The sequence below is a fragment of the Gluconacetobacter aggeris genome, from assembly GCF_014174395.1.
GTDB lineage: Bacteria > Pseudomonadota > Alphaproteobacteria > Acetobacterales > Acetobacteraceae > Gluconacetobacter > Gluconacetobacter aggeris.
The window spans coordinates 41,519-61,666 of record NZ_JABEQD010000006.1 but is presented as its reverse complement, the minus strand read 5'-3'; the positions used below and the strand labels follow the sequence as shown (position 1 = coordinate 61,666).

Genomic DNA, 20,148 nt, shown 5'->3' with positions numbered 1-20,148 from the left:
GGCCGGCTCGATCCTCATCCTTTGTAACGACCATACCGTAACGGTCCGTAACGATGAGGAAGAGATGAAGAGAAAACAGCGGCTACTCGGTATATCCACCTTTTTTCTGCTCGCGGGCTCGTGCCTTGCGGGAGTCTCGTCAGGCCGAGCCGCCGATGCCTCCGTCAGTCAGGCGAAATCCTTCGCCTTCGCCCTGCCGCCGGCGCCGCTGGCACGAACCCTGTTGCGCATATCGGCCCAGACCGGGACCCCCATCGCATTTTCTCCCGATCAGGTGGCGGGCAGGCAGGTGGTTGCGATCGGCGGCCAGATGACCGGGATGGCGGCGGTCGGCCTTGCCTTGCGCGGGACCGCGCTGGCCGTGGTCGCGACGCCTTCCGGCGGGCTGAAGATCGTCACGACCTTGCCGCCCGCGCCTTCCTCCACGCCGCATGGGGGCGCCATCAAGGCCACGAATGCCGCCGTCCCCGCCGCTCCGGATCGGACGGACGCGGCGTCTAACGTGGAAGCCATCGTCGTTACGGGATCGCGCCTCGCCCATTCCGCGCTGACCGACATCATGCCGACCACGACGCTGGATGCCGAGCAACTGGCGCGGCGCGGCTATACCAATGTCGGTACCGCGCTGTTGCGCGAAAACCCGGCCTATGGCGCACCGGACAATTCCAACATGGGGGCCCAGGGCTCATACGGTGCCGGCCAGTTCTTCGCCAACATGTTCAACCTCGGCTCGCAACGCACGCTGACGCTGGTGAACGGCATGCGCTTCGTCTCCGACGCGTCTTCCTCGATCTTCGGCGCGGTTGCGGGGTCGCCGGTCGATCTGTCCATCATTCCCTCGTCGCTGATCAAGAAAGTCGAGACGGTGAGCGTCGGTGGCGCGCCCGCCTATGGGTCGGACGCGATCGCCGGCGTGCAGAACTTCATCCTAAAAAATGATTTCCAGGGCGTGGAGTTTACCGCGCAGGGCGGCTTTTCCCAGAAGCTCGATGACGGGTCGGCCAAGATCGCGTTTCTGGCCGGCCGGCATTTCGACCATGATCGGGGCGGCGTCGTCTTCGATGTGGAATATAACGACCAGCTTCCGCTGACCCGCGCGGCGCGGCCGCAATTTGGCGGCGGAGACAGCAATTATTTCGGACAGAGCAACGATCCGAGCAGCCCGTACAAATATGTGCTGCAACACGGGCAGCGCTATCTGGAGTTCACCAATTCGGGCATTCCCGTCACCTCCGATACCTATCCCACGCTCTCGGGCCAGAATCTGGGGGGTGTGACGAATGCCGCGGGACAGACGCTGATCTTCAACCCTACGGGCACCGCGCTGGTGCCGCTGACCTACAATTCGGTCAATGGCGACCAGATTTCGGGCTCAGGCGGGAATGGCTTCAATATCGGCAACTACAATAACCTGATCGTCGGCCAGACGCGGCTGAACCTGACCACGCTGGCCCATTACGACATCACCGACCATCTGAAGGCGAAGTTCGAAGGCTGGTACCAGGATGCGAGCGCCTTCAACACGTCTGCCCAGCCGAACTACAATACCGCCCTGTTCGCCAGCGCGATGACGGGCGCCGCCGACGGGACGCAGAGCGGCAACCTGGTGCTGAGCACCGGTAATCCGTTCCTGACGCAAGCGGAACGCGCCACCATCGTCTCGAACCTTGCCGCCCAGGGAGTGCCGACCGACCAGTTCTATCTGGCGCGTGCCAATACCGATTATGGGACCGGCGCCTTTACCACGAACACGCAGACATTTCGGTTCGTCGGTGGTCTGAACGGGGATTTCGAATTCGCCGGCCGTCATTTCGACTGGGACATTACCGGCACCTATGGACGCTCGATGTCGCAGACCTATCAGCCCATGATCGTGGCGCAGAACTTCGTCAACGCGCTGAATGCCGTGGGGCTGCCTGACGGGTCGATCGGCTGCGCGCCGGGCTATGTCAGTTCGCCTCTGCCCACCGAGAGTGCGACCTGCGCGGCGCTCAACCCTTTCGGCGTGGGCACCGCGAGCCAGGCGGCGATCGATTATGTTACCGCCATGAGCAAGACCTCGCAGACCAACAGCCAGTTCGACATCGTGGCCGAAGTGAAGAGCACCGTCGTCAAGCTGCCGGCGGGCGACGTGCGCTGGGACCTGGGCTACGAGCACCGGCGCGAGGCTACGAGCTTCAATCCGGGAGCCTTCTTCCGCGGGGAGCCCATGCCGGACGGCACCTATCAGCAATATGGCGCGTTTATTCCGGTCTCGCCTGTTGCGGGCAGCTATCATACGCATGAAGCCTTCGCGGAACTGGAGGTTCCGCTGGTTTCGCCGAAGATGCATGTCCCCGGCGTCTATGAATTCTCGGGCGATGCGGCGGCGCGTTATGTCAACAATTCCATAACCGGAGGCTTCTGGACCTGGACCGCCGGGGGGACCTATGCGCCGACGCGCGATGTGGTGTTCCACGGCAATTATACCCGGTCGCTCCGCGCGCCGTCGATTACGGAACTGTTCGCGCCCGATGGCTCGGTCTACGGCAGCGGGAACGATCCGTGCTCGCCCCAGTTCATCACGTCCGGGCCGAATCCGGGTGTCCGGCACGCGAATTGCGCCAGGGCGGGCGTGCCGAGCAACTTTTCTTCGAACATCAACAATTATACCGTACTCGGCAGTTCGGGCGGCAACCGCCATCTGCAAAACGAAACGGCGGACAGCTTTACCGGCGGCGTCACCCTGCGGCCGCGCTGGGTGCGCGGGTTGACCATCAATTCCGATTTCATCGACATCAATCTGCACAACGAGATCCAGTCGCTCGATATCACCCAGATCATGGACGCGTGCTACGATTCACCGAACTTTCCGAATGCCTACTGCTCGGCCTTCACGCGGGATTCGTCCGGACAGATCACGAATTTCCACGAGGGATATTACAATATCGCGAACCAGCACGTGCGCGGCGTGCAGTCCAAGCTGGATTACTTCCTGACGCTGGACGATATCGGGCTGGGTCCGAAATCCGGCGCGGTCGAGATGACCGTCAATTACATGCATTACGTCTTCAACAACCAGACGCTGCTGAGCCAGACCTATGCGCAGGTCGGCGACACTGCCAACCCGCGGGACAGCTTCACGACCAATATCAATTATTTCCGCGGTCCGCTCATGCTGCAATGGCAGATGATCTATTACGGCAAGAGCCGCTACAAGCTGAACGTCGCCCCGAACACCTACTCCATCAACGATTTCAAGCAATATTTCACGTTCAACACGACCATCGGCTATACGTTTCTCAAGCATTATGTGACGAACCTGAATATCAACAATGTGTTCGATGCGAAGCCGCAATATCCCTATACCGGTTCGACCTCGCGCTATTTCGACGGCATCATCGGGCGCTCGTTCATGCTGACGGTCCAGGCGAATTTCTGAGCGCGGGCATACGCGTCCCGCGTCGGAACGACCATTCCATACAATTCGGCGCGTCGCGGCGCGCCAGGAGGAAATCGATTTGATCCTTACGAAAAAATGTAGCCTCGCACAGCATCGTGGCGGGATCGCGCTGCTGCTGGGCACGGCCTGCCTGGCCGGGATGCTGGCCGTCGGCGGTGCGGCGGCCGCCACCGTGGCGGTTCCCGCGACGCCGGACGCGCCGGTCGCGCCCCAGGGGGCCTGGGGATTCGACCTGTCCGGACGCAACCTCTCGGTGAAGCCGGGCAATGATTTCTTTGGCTATGCCAACGGCACTTATGTCGACCATCTGGCCATTCCGCCGGATCGGACGAGCTGGGGGCCGTTCAACGAACTTGCCGAACTGTCGCGTACGCGGGTGCAGGCGATCCTGAACGACGTGGCGTCGCAGGCGCAGGAGAACCCGACGACGATCGAAGGCAAGCTCGGCACGTTCTATGCCGCGTTCATGGACGAGGCGGCCGTCGAGGCATCGGGTGTGGCGCCGCTGGCGGCCGACCTGGCCGCGATCCGTGCCGTCCATGATGCCGCGTCCTTCGCCGCGCTTGCCGGGGCGGCGCAGGAAACGTTTCAGGCCTCGCCATTCTCGCTCATGATCCAGCCCGATGCGAAGGACCCTACGCGATATGCGCTCGACCTGGACCAGGCGGGGCTGGGAATGCCGGATCGGGATTATTACGCCAAACCATCCTTTGCCGCGAAGAAGACCGCGTATCGGACCTATGTCGAGACGATGCTCGGCCTGATCGGGTGGCCGGACGCGAAGCAGGCGGCGTCCGACATCGTCGCACTGGAAACGGCCATCGCGAAGGTCCACTGGGCGCGCGACGAGATGCGCGATCCGGAAAAGAGCTACAATCCCCGCACCGTCGAGCAGCTTGGGAAGGACATGCCCGGCTTCGACTGGACGCGCTGGTTGCAGGCGGCGGGCATTCCGGCGACGGGTCTCGCGCAGCGTGTCGTGATCGCTGGCGAACCCGGTGCGATCGCGGGGGAGGCGAAGATCCTCGGCGCGACGGATATCGCGACGCTGCGCGCGTGGCTGGCCTTCCATCTGGCGGACAATGCGGCGCCCAACATGTCGAAGGCATTCGTCGATGCCTGGTTCGCGTTCAACGGCAAGACGCTGTCCGGCCAACCGCAACTGCCCGTGCGCTGGAAGCGCGCGGTGGGTGCGACGAGTTCCGCGATGGGATGGGCGATCGGCCGGGTTTATGTTGCGCGCTATTTCCCGCCGGACAGCAAGGTGGAGATGGGGCATCTGACGGATGCGTTGAAGGCCGCCTTTCATGTCCGTCTCCAGCATAATAGCTGGATGGAGCCGGCGACCCGTGCCGCCGCGTTGCGCAAGCTGGAGAGTTTCACCATCCAGATCGGCTATCCCACCAAGTGGCGCGATTATGGCGCGCTGACGATCCGCAAGGGCGACGTGTATGGCAATGCCACGCGCGCCGTCGCCTTCGAATGGCGGTACTGGCTGGGGCATCTGGGCAAGCCGGTCGATCGCGACGAGTGGGACATGACGCCGCAGACCGTGAATGCCTACAATATGCCCGTATTCGACGAGGTCGTGTTTCCTGCCGCGATCCTTCAGCCGCCCTTCTTCAACCCCACGGCGGACCCGGCGATCAATTACGGCGCGATCGGCGGCGTGATCGGGCATGAGATGACCCATTCCTTCGACGATGAAGGGCGCAAGTTCGACGAGCATGGGCGGCTGCGCGACTGGTGGACCAAGGCGGACGCGGCGCGGTTCCAGAAACTTGCCGACCGGCTGGGGGCGCAGTTCAACGCATTCGTCGTTCTGCCGGGCGTGCATGTGAACGGGAAGCTGACGATGGGCGAGAACATCGCCGATCTGGGCGGGCTGACGCTGGCGCTGGACGCTTATCATGCCTCGCTGCACGGCAAGCCGGCCCCGGTGATCGACGGGCTGACGGGCGACCAGCGCGTGTTCCTGGGCTGGGCGCAGGTGTGGCGCGAGAAGGTGCGCGACGACGCCCTGCGCCAGCAGATCGTGGTCGATCCGCATTCGCCGCCGGTCGCGCGCGTCAACATGCCGATGCATAATATCGATGCATGGTACGACGCATGGGGTGTCGTGGCGGGAGAGAGGCTGTATCTGAAGCCGGAAGACCGCGTGAAGATCTGGTGACGGGGTGGCCGGCCGGGGACAGGAGCGGCCGAAACCTCGCCGCCAGGCCGGCCGTATGGGATTTCTTCACCCGTTCAAACGATCTCGTTTGAACGGGACCCGCCCTCGCCCTGGATTTCGTCCTGACGACAATGCCGGCTATCGGTATTGTTCTTCGGTATCGTTCTGTTGACGGCCTATTGTGCCGCCGCGCGGGTGGGGACGCGTTCCAGCGTGTGCATGGATACATGCTTCTGGAATCGGTCATCCCCCTGACTGGGTTCGTTCCGCCCCCGACGGGTTCGGCATTTCCGAGCACCTCGGAAATTCGTCGGTTGGGGCGGTTTTTTTAGCGGCTTCTTCGGATTATCAGGGCGCGGATTTAGCGCATCCGGCGGCGCGGCGCAGGTGGGGTGCTGAAGACACAGACGGCCTCGACCTCGGTCGACCACAGGAACTGGTCGATGATCGTCACGCCGTCCAGCGTGTATCCTGCAGCCTTCAGCCCGGCGGCGTCGCGGCTCAGGGCCTGCGGGTTGCAACTGACATAGACGACCCGCTGCGGCCGGCCTTCGACGATCTGCGCCATCTGGGCGCCGGCGCCCATGTAGGGCGGGTCGAGGACGATGGCGCCGGCCTCGGCGATCTGGCGGGCCATGACCGGCTGGCGGTTCAGGTCGCGTTGCTCGGCCACGACACGGGTGCCGCTGGTGGCGCGGCGCAGGGACGCGACGGCGTCGGGGTGGCCTTCGAAGGCCAGGACCCGGGCCTTCTCGCTGAGTGCGAAGGAGAGGGTGCCGCAGCCCGCATAGAGTTCGATGATCGCGTCGCGGCGGTTCAGCTTGCGCGGCAGTGCGGCCAGGACGGCCGCGATGATCGCGGCTTCGCCCGCGCTGCTGGGCTGGAGGAAGGCGCCGGGCGGCGGGGCGACGGCGATGCCCGAGAAGAGGTGGCGCACCGGGCCGGTCTGGGCGGCGGTTTCCGGCGTGTCGGTGGTGCCGGCGCGGCGCCAGGCGATGCGGGGAATGCGCTGGCTGCGCGCGAATTCCGCCAGCTTGGCGCGGTCGCTCGGCTCCAGCGGTCCGTCGGTTGCCAGCAGCAGGTCCGGTCCCGAATCGAGCTGGTTGATCAGCACATCGCCGTTCTGCCGCAGCGCGCCCAGCGAGCGCGTGACCTCACGCAGCGCGGGCAGCAGGGCGAACAATGCGGGGGCGAGAACCGGACAGGTCGTCAGGTCGACCACATCGCCACGCCTTGCGTGCAGGCCGATCGCCACGCCATCTGGACGGCGGCGGATCGCCAGATCGACGCGCCGGCGCGAGGCGGGCGGGCTCTGGAACCGTGCGGTGACGATTGGGTCGGCAAAGCCAGCGCGCTCCAGGGCATGGACGACCGTTTCGGTCTTCCAGTCCAGGGCGGCGGGGAGGGACAAATGCTGGATGGCACAGCCGCCGCATTGGCCGAACAGGGGGCAGGGCGGTGCAACCCGGTCAGGGCTGGGGCGCAGCACGGACAGGAGATGGGCCGAGCGGGCATCGACCGGCTGGACGCTGACGTGCTCGCCGGCCAGGGCGCCGGGGACGAACAGGCGCTCGCCGTCCGGCATGCGGGCAATGCCATCCCCGTCCACGCCGAGCGCGCTGATATCGATTTCGGTGTTCATCGGTGTTCTATCCACGCGGTCCCGACCGGCGTGCGCCCGCCAGGACGCCGAGGGCCTGGAGCCTGATTGTGGGCTGGCGGGCGGGAGCGGCCGGGCACGCATGTCGGATCGTCATCGACGCGCATGCCCGGCCAGGCTGTCAGGCCAGTTCGTCGGCCGTATGCGTGCTCTCGTCGTCGGCCGAGGGCGTGATGGTGAACTGGCGGCGCGGCAGCAGCATGAAGGCGGGGATTTCCGCGCCGAAGCCCAGAACAGCGTTGCCGTTCGCCAGCGCGGTGTCTTCCTGCTCGCGCTCCCGCGGGTGGCGATGCGGGGGGGGCTTGCGCGCGGGCGGCGGCGGCGCGGCCGTGGCTTCGCGCGCGGGGGGAGGCTCGACCGGCGTGGCGGCAGCGGGGGCGGCCGGACGGGCGGGCTTGCCGCCGCGACGGTCGTCCTTCTCCCGGCCGCGTCCGCGACCCTTGCCCCCACGGGGACGTTCTTCCTCGGACCATTCGAGCTGGGTCACGCCTTCGACCGCCAGGCGGGGAATCGGGTGGCCGACCAGTGTTTCGATCGCTTCGGCCAGGCCCCGGTCATGCGGGGAGGCCAGGCTGTAAGCGTGGCCGGTGCGGCCGGCGCGGCCGGTGCGGCCGATCCGATGCACGTAATCCTCGGCATGGAAGGGCAGGTCGAAATTGAAGACATGCGACAGGCCGCCGATATCGATGCCGCGTGCCGCGACGTCGGAGCAGACCAGAATCCTGAGATCGCCGGCCTTGAAGCGCTCGAGGGTCGAGAAGCGGACCGATTGCGGCAGGTCGCCATGCAGCGCGCCGGCCGAGAAACCGTGCTTGACCAGCGATTTGCACAGCACGTCGACATCGCGCTTGCGGTTGCAGAAGACGATGGCGTTCTGCACCGCGTCGTCCCGCAGCATCTGGCGCAGGACGCGCCGCTTGTCGTCCTCGTCGACCACGACCAGGCCGGCCTCGATGGTCGTGGCGACCGAGGACGGACGGCTGACGGTGATTTCCTTGGGGTTCTGCAGGAACATGTCCGCCAGGCGCCGGATTTCCGGCGCCATGGTGGCCGAGAAGAACAGCGTCTGCCGCAGGGGGGACAGCATGCCGACGATTTTCTCGATATCGGGGATGAACCCCATGTCGAGCATGCGGTCGGCCTCGTCGATCACCAGCAGGCGGGTCTGCGTCAGCAGCAGGCCGCCGCGCTCGAACAGGTCGATCAGCCGGCCCGGCGTCGCGATCAGCACGTCGACGCCGCGGTTCAGCACGTCCTTCTGTTCGGCCATGCTTTCGCCGCCGATCAGCAGCGCGTGGTTCAGCTTGAGGTATTTGCCGTATTTGACGAAATTCTCGGCCACCTGCAGCGCCAGTTCGCGCGTCGGTTCCAGGATCAGCGAGCGGGGCATGCGGGCCCGCGCCCGGGAACCCGAGAGGATCTCGAGCATCGGCAGCGTGAAGGAGGCGGTCTTGCCGGTGCCGGTCTGCGCCACGCCCAGCACGTCGCGGCCCATCAGCACATACGGGATGGCCTGGGCCTGGATCGGCGTGGGATGGCGGTAGCCGGCTTCGTCGATGGCGCGCTGGATCGGCTCGGACAGGCCAAGGTCGGAAAAGAGGGGCTGCGGCGCCGCGTCGGCCTGCCCGGCCGGGAGATCCACGGCATCGAAAGCAGACGGCTCCTCACCGGGGGAACCGGCGTCCGTGTCAGGCGGAACAATGGAGACGGGATGGACTTCGGCGTCATGTTCGGCCGAAGCGGAGGCATTCGTCTTGGGGCTCAAAATTCTCTCGAACGTGTCAGTGGTGTGGTCCCGTCCATTCCGCCACGATGTGGTTCGGCAGGCTTTTTTCGGCCTGTTTTCCTGCGACGAAGCAGGGCCTTGCGAAAATGAAGGCGAATCCTCCGATTCCGCGTGACTGTCCGTATCGAGAAATGGGACGAAAATCAAGCGCGGAGCATCGGGGAGGGCGGGGCCGCTTTCCGGCGCCGTGTTGTGTTGGGTGTCATGTCTCTGGCGTCTTGTCTCTGGAGGAACCGTGGTCAAAGTCACGCCGTTGAAAATCGAGGATTATGGCCTGATCGGCGACGGGCGCAGCTGCGCCCTGGTGGGGCGGAACGGGTCGATCGACTGGCTCTGTTGGCCGCGCTTCGACAGTCCGGCCTGTTTTGCCGCCTTGCTGGGCGACGGCGAGAACGGACATTGGCAGTTGGCGCCGGACGAGGAGCGGGGCGGTGCGCCGATTACGGTGACGCGGTCGTATCGCAACCATGGCATGGTGCTGGAAACGGTGTTCGAGACCCATACCGGTGTGGTCGCGATCCTCGATTTCATGGCCATCGGCGCTGCCGAGCCGACCCTGATCCGGATCGTCGAGGGGCGGCGCGGGGCCGTCCCGATCCTCAACTGGCTGGTGATGCGCTTCGATTACGGGCTGTCGGTGCCGTGGGTCACGCGCCTGCCGGACAATATGGGCATCAGCGCCATCGCCGGGCCGTCGCGCTGCGTGCTGCGCTGCCCGGTCGCGCTGCATGGCGAAGATCGCCATACCGTATCGCGCTTCATCGTGTCCGAGGGCGATCAGGTGCCCTTCGTGCTGACCTATATGGATTCGCACGGCGCGCTGTCCCAGCCGATCGACGCGCTGGCGGCGTTGCACCGGACGGAGCAGTTCTGGTCGGACTGGATCGGGCGCTGCACCTATCAGGGGGAGCATGCGGCCATGGTGCGGCGTTCGCTGCTGACGCTCAAGGCGCTGATCTACCAGCCCACGGGGGGAATCGTCGCGGCGCCGACCACCTCGCTGCCCGAGGAACTGGGAGGCGGGCGCAACTGGGATTATCGCTATTGCTGGCTGCGTGATGCCTCGCTGACGCTGATCGCGATCATGGCCGGTGGTTATTACGATGAGGCGATGGCCTGGCGTGACTGGCTGCAGGCGGCCGTCGCCGGCAGCCCCGACCAGGTGCAGATCATGTACGGGATCGCCGGCGAGCGGCTGCTGAACGAATGGGAGGCCGGTTGGCTGCCGGGCTATGAGGCGTCGAAGCCGGTGCGGGTGGGCAATGCGGCGGCCGGTCAGCTTCAGCTCGACGTGTATGGCGAGGCCATTGCGGCGCTGCATGTGGCCCGCCAGACGCGCCTGTGCGCGATTACCGACGGTTGGCGGCTGCAGGTGGGGCTGCTTGAGCATCTGGCGACGATCTGGAAGGAGCCGGACGAGGGCATGTGGGAGGTTCGGGGAGGACGGCGCCAGTTCACGGTGTCCAAGATCTCGTGCTGGCTGGCATTCGACCGGGCGATTCGCGATGTCGAGAAATACGGGCTGGAGGCGCCGCTGGAGGAGTGGAAGGCCCTGCGGCAGGACATCCATGACACGGTGTGCCGTGAGGGGTTCAACGCGGACAAGAACTGCTTCGTCCAGTATTTCGGCGGCACGGGACTGGATGCGGGATTGCTGCTGATCCCGGTCGTGGGCTTTCTGCCTGCCGATGATCCGCGCGTGAGTGGCACCATTGCGGCGATCGAGCGCGAATTGCTGGACGAGCATGGATTCGTCCGCCGCTATCTGCCTGATCTGGTGATCGAGGGGGTGGCCGGGGACGAGGGGGCGTTCATTGCCTGCTCGTTCTGGCTGGTGAATGCTTATGTTGCCCAGGGGCGGATGGAAGAAGCCCATGCCCTGTTCAACCGGCTGCTGGCGCTGTGCAGCGATCTGGGGCTGCTGGCGGAGGAATATGACGCCACCACAGGGCGGCAGGTGGGGAATTTCCCGCAGGCGTTCTCGCACCTGTCGCTGATCAACTCGGCCGCGATCCTCAACGCAGGGCGCATCACCACCATGGGCGCGGCGCCGTTGCCTGTCTTGTAGGAGTGCCTGAGAAATAGGCTGGTGCGGCGGCGTCGATCCTGAGCGAGAGCGGCCCTGATGGAAGTGAGCCCCGACGCGCAGGAAGCGCGCGTCGGATCGGATCGCCAGAAGCGGCGCTGCCGCGCCGGCCTACAGGCCGCGGGCCATGGCGGCGGATAGAATGGTGAGGATGCCCAGGCCGATATTGATCGTCACCAGCGAGCGGATAGTGTCGAACAGCGCGGGCTGCGGGCGGATGGCGCGGCGGGCCTTCTGGAACGGGCCGAAATAGATGCGGGCGAAGACGGCCGCCATGGCCAGGCCCAGGAGTTGCATCGCGTTCACCTGCCAGGGAATGGCCGCGAAGCCGCCTTCGTGCAGGATCATCAGCCAGCCGGTGACCAGGACGGTGGGCATCGTGTGCCAGACGAGGCGGAAGAAGCGGGTGAGGGTCTGCAGGTGGACCGACGCGCGCTGGGTGGCATCCAGCAGTCCCAGGCTGGGGCGCAGGACGAACACGGCGTAGACCATGCCGCCGACCCAGGCGGTCATGCCGAGCAGGTGGATCGCGAGCACGAGGCTCCAGAGGATCGAGGAGGTCATGTCAGCTCCCGGCCAGGGGTAAAGGATGGCCCGCGTGACGGGACGCGGACGTCGATGGTATGCTTGATCGCCAATTCCGCCCCGGCGCGCAAGACGGCGGTGCGCGGGCCGCGCCCGCGAGAGGCCGCCCTTGACCGGAGGAGATTGTCCGATGGACCAGCCCCAGCTTCAGGCGTCGAACGCGCTGCTGTTGCCGGACCCGGCCGAGATGGCCCTGATCGACAAGGCGGGCAGCCGGACGGTGCCGGTGCGCGACCTGATGGAGCATGCCGGCCGGGCGGTGGCGCGTGCCGTGATGCGCCATGTCGCGCCATGCCGGGTACTGGTGCTGTGCGGGCCGGGGAATAATGGCGGGGATGGCTATGTCGCGGCGCGGCGCCTGGCGCAGGCCGGCTGGCCGGTTGCCGTGGCGCGCCTGGCGCCGCCTCGGGCGGGTGGCGATGCGGCGCGTGCGGCAGCCGAGTGGTGTGGGCCGCGCGTGGCTTTTACGGCGGAAGAGGTTGCGCGGGCCGATCTGGTGATCGATGCGGTGTTCGGTGCGGGGCTGAGCCGGGCGATCGACCCGGAACTGGCATCGGTGCTGGCGGCGGCCCGGCGGGTGGTGGCGGTGGATATGCCCAGCGGCATCGACGGCGCGACCGGGCTGGTCCTTGGCTATGCGCCTTCGGCGGAAATGACCGTGACCTTCGTGCGGGCCAAGCCCGGCCATCTGCTGCTGCCGGGGCGCGAGAAGCTGGGGCGGCTTGTCGTGGCCGATATCGGCATGCCCGAGACGGTGTGGGATGCGGTGCCGGTTCGCACGTGGCGCAACGAGCCGGGATTGTGGCAGGTGCCGGACCAGGCGGTGGACAGTCACAAATATGCGCGCGGCGTGGTCAGCATCTGCGGGGGCGGCACGATGCCGGGCGCGGCGCGGCTGGCCGCCGGGGCGGCGCGCGCGGCGGGGGCGGGGCTGGTACGGCTGGCGGCCGGTTCGGCGGCGGGCCTTTACAGAATGGCCGAGCCTGGGCTGGTGGTGGATGGCGGCGATCTGTCCAGCCTGCTGGAGGATCGGCGCCGGACGGTGTGGGTGTGCGGGCCGGGATTGACGGAAGAGGAGGTGGGCCGGGTGCTGCCCGCACTGCCGGGGGCGGGGCGGACGGTGCTGGCCGATGCCGGCGCGTTCGCCTGGGCCGCCGGGCAGCCGGAGCGTCTGGCCGGGGTGGGCGTCATCACGCCGCATGAGGGGGAGTTCGCCCGGGTCTTCGGCGTGCCCGTGGCCGGGCGGCTGGATGCGGCCCGGGCCGCCGCGCGCCGGATCGGGGCCGTGGTGGTGCTGAAGGGGCCGGATACCGTGATCGCGTCGCCCGACGGGCGGGCGGCCATCAACGCCCATGCCACGCCGGCGCTGGCCACCGCCGGTTCGGGCGATACGCTGACTGGGATCATTGCCGCCCTGCTGGCGGCGGGGATGGAGCCGTGGCATGCGGCTTGCGCCGGCGTGTGGATCCACGGCGAGGCCGGAATGCGGGCGGGACCCTGGCCGGTGGCCGAACAATTCGACCGGCATCTGGGCGCGGCACGGGCCGAGGCCGCAGCTTTGGGCGCGCGGGCGCTCCGGAGCGCGGACACGCGCCATTGTCGGCTTGCCGGATCAGGCGCCGTGCGCTAAAGCCGCGCGCTTGGAGGCCGGGTGCCGATGCGGGCGTGGTGGAATTGGCAGACACGCCAGATTTAGGTTCTGGTGGCGCAAGTCGTGGGGGTTCAAGTCCCTCCGCCCGCACCAGCCCGGCCTGTGTCCTGCCCGAGAGGTTCTTGCGGGAATTTTTCGGATCAGCGGGGTACGAGGCACTGATTGAATTCGGTGCGGGGGTGGCGCGCGTGCGGCTGCCGCCCGCGCCGGCTGCTTTTTGCGTGCGGATGTCGCCGTCCCGGGTGGACTCGTGCGTTCTTTGGAAGTTCTGACCGAGAGGATGGCCTGGCAGATGCAGGTTACTGAAACGCTTTCCGACGGCCTGAAGCGCGGCTTCACCGTCACGGTGCCCGCCGGCGAACTGGAGAGCAAGCGGACTGCCCGCCTGAAGGAAGTGGGGCAGTCCATGAATCTGCCGGGTTTCCGTCCCGGCAAGGTGCCCATGAGCCTGATCAAGCAGCGCTATGGCGCCGCCGTGCAGGGTGAAGTGCTGGAGCAGGCCGTCAGCGACGCCACCCGTGCGCTGCTGGAGGAACGCAACCTGCGCCCGGCGCTGCAGCCGCGAGTCGATCTGGTTTCCGGCGCCGAGCCGGACGGGAAGACGGACCTGGAATTCAAGGTCGAGATGGAAGTGCTGCCCGAGATCGCGCAGCCCGACCTGTCGGACCTGACGCTGACGCGCCTGAAGGCGACGGCGGATGCCGAGACGGTCGACAAGGCCCTGAAGGACATTGCGAGCCGCCAGCGCAATTTCGAGACGGTCGAAGAGATCCGTCCGGCCGCGCAGGGCGATATCGTGGTCGTCGATTTCGTGGGCAAGCTGGACGGCGTGCCGTTCGAAGGCGGCACCGCCGACGACGTGAATGTCGAGATCGGCGGCGCGGGCTTCATCCCCGGTTTCGCCGAGCAGATCGAGGGCATGTCGCCGGGCGAGGAGAAGGTGATCACCGTCACCTTCCCGGCCGATTATTCGGCTGAGAACCTGGCGGGCAAGGAAGCGACCTTCGACATCAAGGCCAAGGGGCTGAAGCGCCCGGTCGATGTCGAGATCGACGACGAGCTGGCCAAGAAGATGGGCTTCGAGGGGCTGGAGAAGGTCCGCGAGCTGATCACGAAGCAGGTCGAGCAGGAATACGAGCAGCTGTCGCGCCTGCGCATCAAGCGCGAACTGCTGGATGCCCTGGCCGGGAAGACCGATTTCGAGGCGCCGCAGGGCATGGTCGATGCCGAGTTCGGCCAGATCTGGCAGCGCGTCGAGGCCGACCGCAAGGAAGGGCAGCTCGACGAGGAAGACGAGGGCAAGGACGAGGAAACCCTGCGGGCCGACTATCGCAAGATCGCCGAGCGCCGGGTGAAGCTGGGCCTGCTGCTGGCCGAGATCGGTCGTGCGAACGCCATCACGGTCTCGCAGGACGAGATGCTGCAGGCGATCCGGGCCGAGGCCATGCGCTATCAGGGCCAGGAACAGGCGGTGTTCGACTTCTTCCGCAAGAACCCGCAGGCGGCCGAAAGCCTGCGTGGCCCGATCTTTGAAAACAAGGTCGTCGATTATGTGATCGAGCTGGCCACCGTGACCGACAAGGACGTGACGCCCGAGGAACTGGCCGAGATTCCGCCCGCCGATCTCTGATCGGTCCGGCATCCCGCCATCGGTACCCCATCGCTTTTATCGCCGCTATCGCCGCGAAATGATGGCGGTGGGGTGGTATCCGCCCGGTTTATCTCTATCTTGTGTGAGGTAACCGGGGAACGACCCGGCCACCTTCCCCGATGGACGCTCAGGCGCCGCCGGGGATGGTGAGTCGGGTCTTCGCGTTTTCAGGAACGGGAATGAGACTATGAGGGATCGGGATCCCGTGGAGATCTTCAGCAACGCCCTAGTACCCATGGTGGTCGAGCAGACCTCGCGCGGGGAGCGGGCTTTCGATATCTATTCCCGCCTGTTGCAGGAACGGATCATCTTCCTGACCGGACCGGTCTACGATCAGGTGGCTGCCCTGGTGTCGGCGCAGCTCCTGTATCTGGAGAGCGTGAATCCGACCAAGGAGATCTCGTTCTACATCAACAGCCCGGGTGGCGTGGTGTCGGCCGGCCTGGCCATCTATGACACCATGCAGTACATCCGCAGCCCGGTGAGCACGGTGTGCATCGGCCAGGCGGCCTCGATGGGGTCGCTGCTGCTGGCGGGTGGCGAGAAAGGGCGGCGCTTCGCCCTGCCGAACGCGCGGGTCATGGTGCATCAGCCTTCGGGCGGGGCACAGGGGCAGGCCAGCGACATCGAGATCCAGGCGCGGGAGATCCTGACGATCCGCCAGCGGCTGAACGAGATCTACGAAACCCATACCGGCCAGACGCTCGAGGAGATCGAACGCAAGCTGGAGCGCGACAGCTACATGTCGGCTGACGAGGCCCTGGCCTTTGGCATCGTGGACGAGGTGGTGCGCAATCATGCGACGACGGTTGCGGCCAAAAGCTGAGACCGGACGGCGATATATTGATTTATTTAATGTTTTTGACCTGAAATCTTCGGGCTTCAGATCGGGGGCATGAGGGGTGGGGGCGCTTTTTTCTGTTCGGCGCAACCCGCCGGCTTGGGCGGGCTTGATGGAAGGCCTGTCCTGAGTCAAGATTTTCGACCCCGGTTCGGGCGGCACGCGGCCTGGCATTCCGGGGGTAGGAGCGGTTATGAATAACAAGTCCAGCGATTCCAAGAACACCTTGTATTGCTCGTTCTGCGGCAAGTCGCAGCATGAGGTCCGGAAGCTGATCGCTGGTCCGACTGTCTTCATCTGTGACGAATGCGTCGAACTCTGCATGGATATCATCCGTGAGGAGCACAAGACGCATCTGGTGAAGTCGCGCGATGGCGTGCCGACTCCCAAGGAGATCTGCAAGGTTCTGGACGATTACGTGATCGGGCAGTTCCACGCGAAGAAGGTGCTGTCGGTCGCGGTCCATAACCATTACAAGCGCCTGGCCCACAGCCAGAAGAACAACGACGTCGAGATCGCGAAGTCGAACATCCTGCTGGTCGGGCCGACCGGATCGGGCAAGACGCTGCTGGCGCAGACGCTGGCGCGGATTCTCGACGTGCCCTTCACCATGGCCGATGCGACCACGCTGACCGAGGCGGGCTATGTCGGCGAGGATGTCGAGAACATCATCCTCAAGCTGCTCCAGGCTGCCGACTATAATGTCGAGCGGGCGCAGCGGGGCATCGTCTATATCGACGAAATCGACAAGATCTCGCGCAAGTCCGACAATCCGTCGATCACGCGCGACGTCAGCGGCGAGGGCGTGCAGCAGGCGCTGCTGAAGATCATGGAAGGGACGGTGGCTTCCGTCCCGCCGCAGGGCGGGCGCAAGCATCCGCAGCAGGAATTCCTGCAGGTGGACACCACCAACATGCTGTTCATCTGCGGTGGTGCCTTTGCCGGGCTGGACAAGATCATCGGTGCGCGCGGCAAGGGCTCGGGCATCGGCTTCGGCGCGGATGTCCAGTCGCCCGACGAGCGGCGCACGGGTGCGATCCTGCGCGATGTCGAGCCTGAGGATCTGCTGAAATTCGGCCTGATCCCGGAGTTCATCGGCCGTCTGCCGGTGGTGGCGACGCTGGAGGATCTGGACGAGGCGGCGCTGATCGAGATCCTGACCAAGCCGAAGAACGCGCTGGTGAAGCAGTATGCCCGCCTGTTCCAGATGGAAGGGGTCAAGCTGACCTTCACCGAGGATGCGCTGAAGCAGGTGGCGTTGCGGGCGATCGCCCGGCGCACCGGCGCGCGCGGCCTGCGCGCGATCATGGAGAGTATCCTGCTATCCACCATGTTCGACCTGCCCGGGCTGGAGAATGTGGAGGAAGTGGTGATCAACAAGGAGGTCGCCGAGAACAAGACCAGCCCGGTCTATGTCTATGGCAAGGAAAAGCCCGCTGAACAGTCGGCCTGACCGACTGTTCGCCCTGGCCTTTTCTCCGGGACTGCCGTCCCGCATCGGGGGCGGTGGCCCCGTGCGGGCGACGCGTCTCCATCGTCCGGGGGCTTGCCGTGGCGGCCCCGAATGACGACATGATGTTGTCCGTGATCGCGTCAGCGACACACTGGGCGGGGCGTGCCGCGAATGGGCGCCCGCCCGCGATCGTCCTTCAGGAGGTCACACGATATGCCCAAATCCATCCGACCCGATTCTGATCGTCCCGAGAGCGGCCCCTCCGCCGCGGACGAGAACCAGGATCTGCCCCTGACCGCCGCCGACTCCGATGTGGAAGGGGTGGGGATTGCCGATTCCGAGACGATGGCGGTGCTGCCGCTGCGCGATATCGTCGTCTTTCCGCACATGATCGTGCCGCTGTTCGTCGGGCGCGAGAAATCGGTCCGGGCGCTGGAGGCGGTGACCAAGCATGACAAGCAGATCCTGCTGGTCGCGCAGAAGAACGCGTCGCAGGACGATCCGGCGGCGGACGATATCTATCGCTACGGCACGGTTTCGACGATCCTGCAGTTGCTCAAGCTGCCCGACGGCACGGTGAAGGTGCTGGTCGAGGGGGTGCGCCGGGCGCGGATTACCGCGCTGCACGATATCGACGGGCATTTCGAGGCCGAGATCACGCCGGTGACCGAGGAGCCCGCGGCCGATAACGAGGGCGAGGCGCTGGGGCGCACCGTGGTCTCGCAGTTCGAGCAATATATCAAGCTGAACAAGAAGATCGCGCCCGAGGTCCTGGTTTCGCTGAACCAGATCGAGGATCTGTCGAAGCTGGCGGACACGATCGCCAGCCATCTGAACCTGAAGATCGCCGAAAAGCAGGAGATCCTGGAGATCCCGGGCGTCAATGCCCGGCTGGAGCGTGTGTTCGCGCATATGGAGGCCGAGATCGGCGTCCTGCAGGTGGAAAAGCGCATCCGCAACCGCGTCAAGCGGCAGATGGAGAAGACGCAGCGCGAGTACTATCTGAACGAGCAGTTGAAGGCGATCCAGAAGGAACTGGGTGAGGGCGAGGAAGGTCGGGACGAGACCGCCGAGCTTGAGGAAAAGATCGCCAAGGCCCGCCTGCCCAAGGAAGCCCGCGACAAGGCGATGGGGGAGCTGAAGAAGCTGCGCGCCATGAGCCCGATGTCGGCCGAGTCGACGGTGGTGCGCAACTATCTGGACTGGATCCTGAGCCTGCCGTGGAAGAAGCGGTCCAAGGTGCGCCGCGACCTGACCGAGGCCGAGAAGGTGCTCGATACGGACCATTACGGGTTGGAGAAGGTCAAGGAGCGTATCCTGGAATATCTGGCGGTCCAGAGCCGGGCGCAGAAGGTCAAGGGGCCGATTCTGTGCCTGGTGGGGCCGCCTGGCGTGGGCAAGACCTCGCTCGCGCGGTCGATCGCCAAGGCGACGGGGCGCCATTATGTGCGCATGTCGCTGGGTGGCGTGCGTGACGAGGCCGAGATTCGCGGCCATCGGCGGACCTATATCGGCTCGATGCCCGGCAAGATCATCCAGGGGATGAAGAAGGCGAAGGCCTCCAACCCGCTCTTCCTGCTGGACGAGATCGACAAGCTGGGGGCCGACTGGCGCGGTGATCCGTCTTCGGCGCTGCTGGAGGTGCTGGACCCGGAGCAGAACGGGACCTTCGCGGACCATTATCTCGAGGTCGATTACGACCTGTCGGATGTGATGTTCGTCACCACCGCCAACAGCCTGAACATGCCCCAGCCGCTGCTGGACCGCATGGAGATCATCCGCCTGTCCGGCTACACCGAGGACGAGAAGGTCGAGATCGCCAAGCGTCACCTGCTGGGCAAGCAGGGCGAGGCCCACAGCCTGAAGGCGGACGAATGGTCGGTGAGCGATGATGCGCTGCGCGAGCTGGTGCGGAGCTACACGCGTGAGGCCGGCGTGCGGAACCTGGAGCGCGAGATCGCGACCCTGGCCCGCAAGGCGGTGCGCGAGATCGTGACCGGCAAGGCCAAGAAGGTGGCGATCACCCGCAAGAACCTGGAAAAATACGCGGGCGTGAAGCGGTTCCGCTACGGCGAGACCGAGGCCGAGGACATGGTCGGCGTCGTGACCGGCCTGGCCTGGACCGAGGTCGGGGGCGAGATCCTGACCATCGAGAGCGTGATGGTGCCGGGCAAGGGGGCGATCAAGCAGACGGGCAAGCTGGGCGACGTGATGCAGGAGAGCGTTGCGGCGGCCCTGTCCTATGTCCGTAGCCGGGCCGTGACCTTCGGCATCAAGCCGACCCTGTTCGAGAAGCGGGACCTGCATGTGCATGTGCCCGAGGGGGCGACTCCGAAGGACGGGCCGTCGGCCGGCATTGCGATGGCGACGTCGCTGGTCAGCGTGCTGACCGGCATTCCGGTGCGGCGCGACGTGGCGATGACGGGTGAGATCACGCTGCGCGGCCGCGTGCTGGCCATCGGCGGGCTGAAGGAGAAGCTGCTGGCCGCCCACCGGGCGGGCATCAAGACGGTCTTCATCCCCAAGGACAACGAGAAGGACCTGGTCGATATTCCCGACACGGTGAAGAAGGGGCTGCGCGTCATTCCCGTCTCCCATGTCGACGACGTCATCGGCCAGGCCCTGGCCCGGCGCCCCGAGCCGATCGAATGGAGCCAGGAGTCGGAAGATGCGGTGGCCAGCCCGGCCCCTGCAACGGGAATGGCTGCTGCGTCCCTGCCGCATTGACACCGCATTGATTGTGTCAAAATGGCACCAACCCCCCGGTTTGGCCGGATTTTCGGCTGATCCGGGCGGTGTGCTCGGTTGACGCGGCAAAAA

At 65.7% G+C, this 20,148-nt stretch carries 11 protein-coding genes and 1 tRNA gene; 9 read left to right on the top strand and 3 right to left on the bottom strand.

Features of this window, described 5'->3' with window-relative positions; translation table 11 throughout:
* Positions 1 to 64: 64 nt before the first annotated feature.
* Positions 65 to 3,421, top strand: a complete 3,357-nt coding sequence (locus tag HLH36_RS10365; RefSeq protein ID WP_220792789.1) for a TonB-dependent receptor domain-containing protein — start codon at positions 65 to 67, stop codon at positions 3,419 to 3,421.
* A 160-nt stretch (positions 3,422 to 3,581) separates the two neighbouring features.
* Entirely contained in the window at positions 3,582 to 5,615 is a 2,034-nt protein-coding gene (locus HLH36_RS10360; RefSeq protein WP_182986419.1) for a M13 family metallopeptidase, read from the top strand.
* Positions 5,616 to 5,976: 361 nt separating this feature from the next.
* On the opposite strand, the gene HLH36_RS10355 is transcribed toward HLH36_RS10360, so the two are convergent.
* Positions 5,977 to 7,257, bottom strand: coding sequence for a class I SAM-dependent RNA methyltransferase (locus tag HLH36_RS10355; protein ID WP_182986308.1), 1,281 nt, complete (start codon positions 7,255 to 7,257; stop codon positions 5,977 to 5,979).
* Between the two features lie 139 nt (positions 7,258 to 7,396).
* Positions 7,397 to 8,977, bottom strand: a complete 1,581-nt coding sequence (locus HLH36_RS10350; RefSeq protein WP_408871880.1) for a DEAD/DEAH box helicase — start codon at positions 8,975 to 8,977, stop codon at positions 7,397 to 7,399.
* 319 nt (positions 8,978 to 9,296) lie between these two features.
* Here HLH36_RS10350 and HLH36_RS10345 point away from each other — a divergent pair, with 319 nt between their 5' ends.
* Complete coding sequence (locus tag HLH36_RS10345; RefSeq protein WP_182986306.1) at positions 9,297 to 11,129, top strand: glycoside hydrolase family 15 protein; 1,833 nt, start codon at positions 9,297 to 9,299, stop codon at positions 11,127 to 11,129.
* A gap of 129 nt (positions 11,130 to 11,258) precedes the next feature.
* Here HLH36_RS10345 and HLH36_RS10340 read toward each other — a convergent pair whose 3' ends face one another.
* Complete coding sequence (locus tag HLH36_RS10340) at positions 11,259 to 11,711, bottom strand: CopD family protein (protein WP_182964081.1); 453 nt, start codon at positions 11,709 to 11,711, stop codon at positions 11,259 to 11,261.
* A 151-nt stretch (positions 11,712 to 11,862) separates the two neighbouring features.
* On the opposite strand from HLH36_RS10340, the gene HLH36_RS10335 reads away from it, so the two are divergent.
* The 6 genes from HLH36_RS10335 to lon all read left to right on the top strand — a co-directional run bounded on the left by HLH36_RS10335 (position 11,863) and on the right by lon (position 20,055).
* Entirely contained in the window at positions 11,863 to 13,362 is a 1,500-nt protein-coding gene (locus tag HLH36_RS10335) for an NAD(P)H-hydrate dehydratase (protein WP_182986305.1), read from the top strand.
* Positions 13,363 to 13,391: 29 nt separating this feature from the next.
* Positions 13,392 to 13,476 (top strand) — tRNA-Leu (locus HLH36_RS10330).
* Positions 13,477 to 13,675: 199 nt separating this feature from the next.
* Complete coding sequence (gene tig / locus HLH36_RS10325; protein WP_182986304.1) at positions 13,676 to 15,013, top strand: trigger factor; 1,338 nt, start codon at positions 13,676 to 13,678, stop codon at positions 15,011 to 15,013.
* Positions 15,014 to 15,221: 208 nt separating this feature from the next.
* Positions 15,222 to 15,860, top strand: coding sequence for an ATP-dependent Clp protease proteolytic subunit (locus HLH36_RS10320; RefSeq protein WP_182964078.1), 639 nt, complete (start codon positions 15,222 to 15,224; stop codon positions 15,858 to 15,860).
* A gap of 208 nt (positions 15,861 to 16,068) precedes the next feature.
* A complete protein-coding gene (gene clpX, locus HLH36_RS10315) occupies positions 16,069 to 17,328 on the top strand; it encodes an ATP-dependent Clp protease ATP-binding subunit ClpX (RefSeq protein ID WP_114727217.1) in 1,260 nt (419 codons plus the stop codon).
* 345 nt (positions 17,329 to 17,673) lie between these two features.
* Positions 17,674 to 20,055, top strand: coding sequence for an endopeptidase La (lon, locus tag HLH36_RS10310; protein ID WP_246376723.1), 2,382 nt, complete (start codon positions 17,674 to 17,676; stop codon positions 20,053 to 20,055).
* Positions 20,056 to 20,148 lie beyond the last annotated feature (93 nt).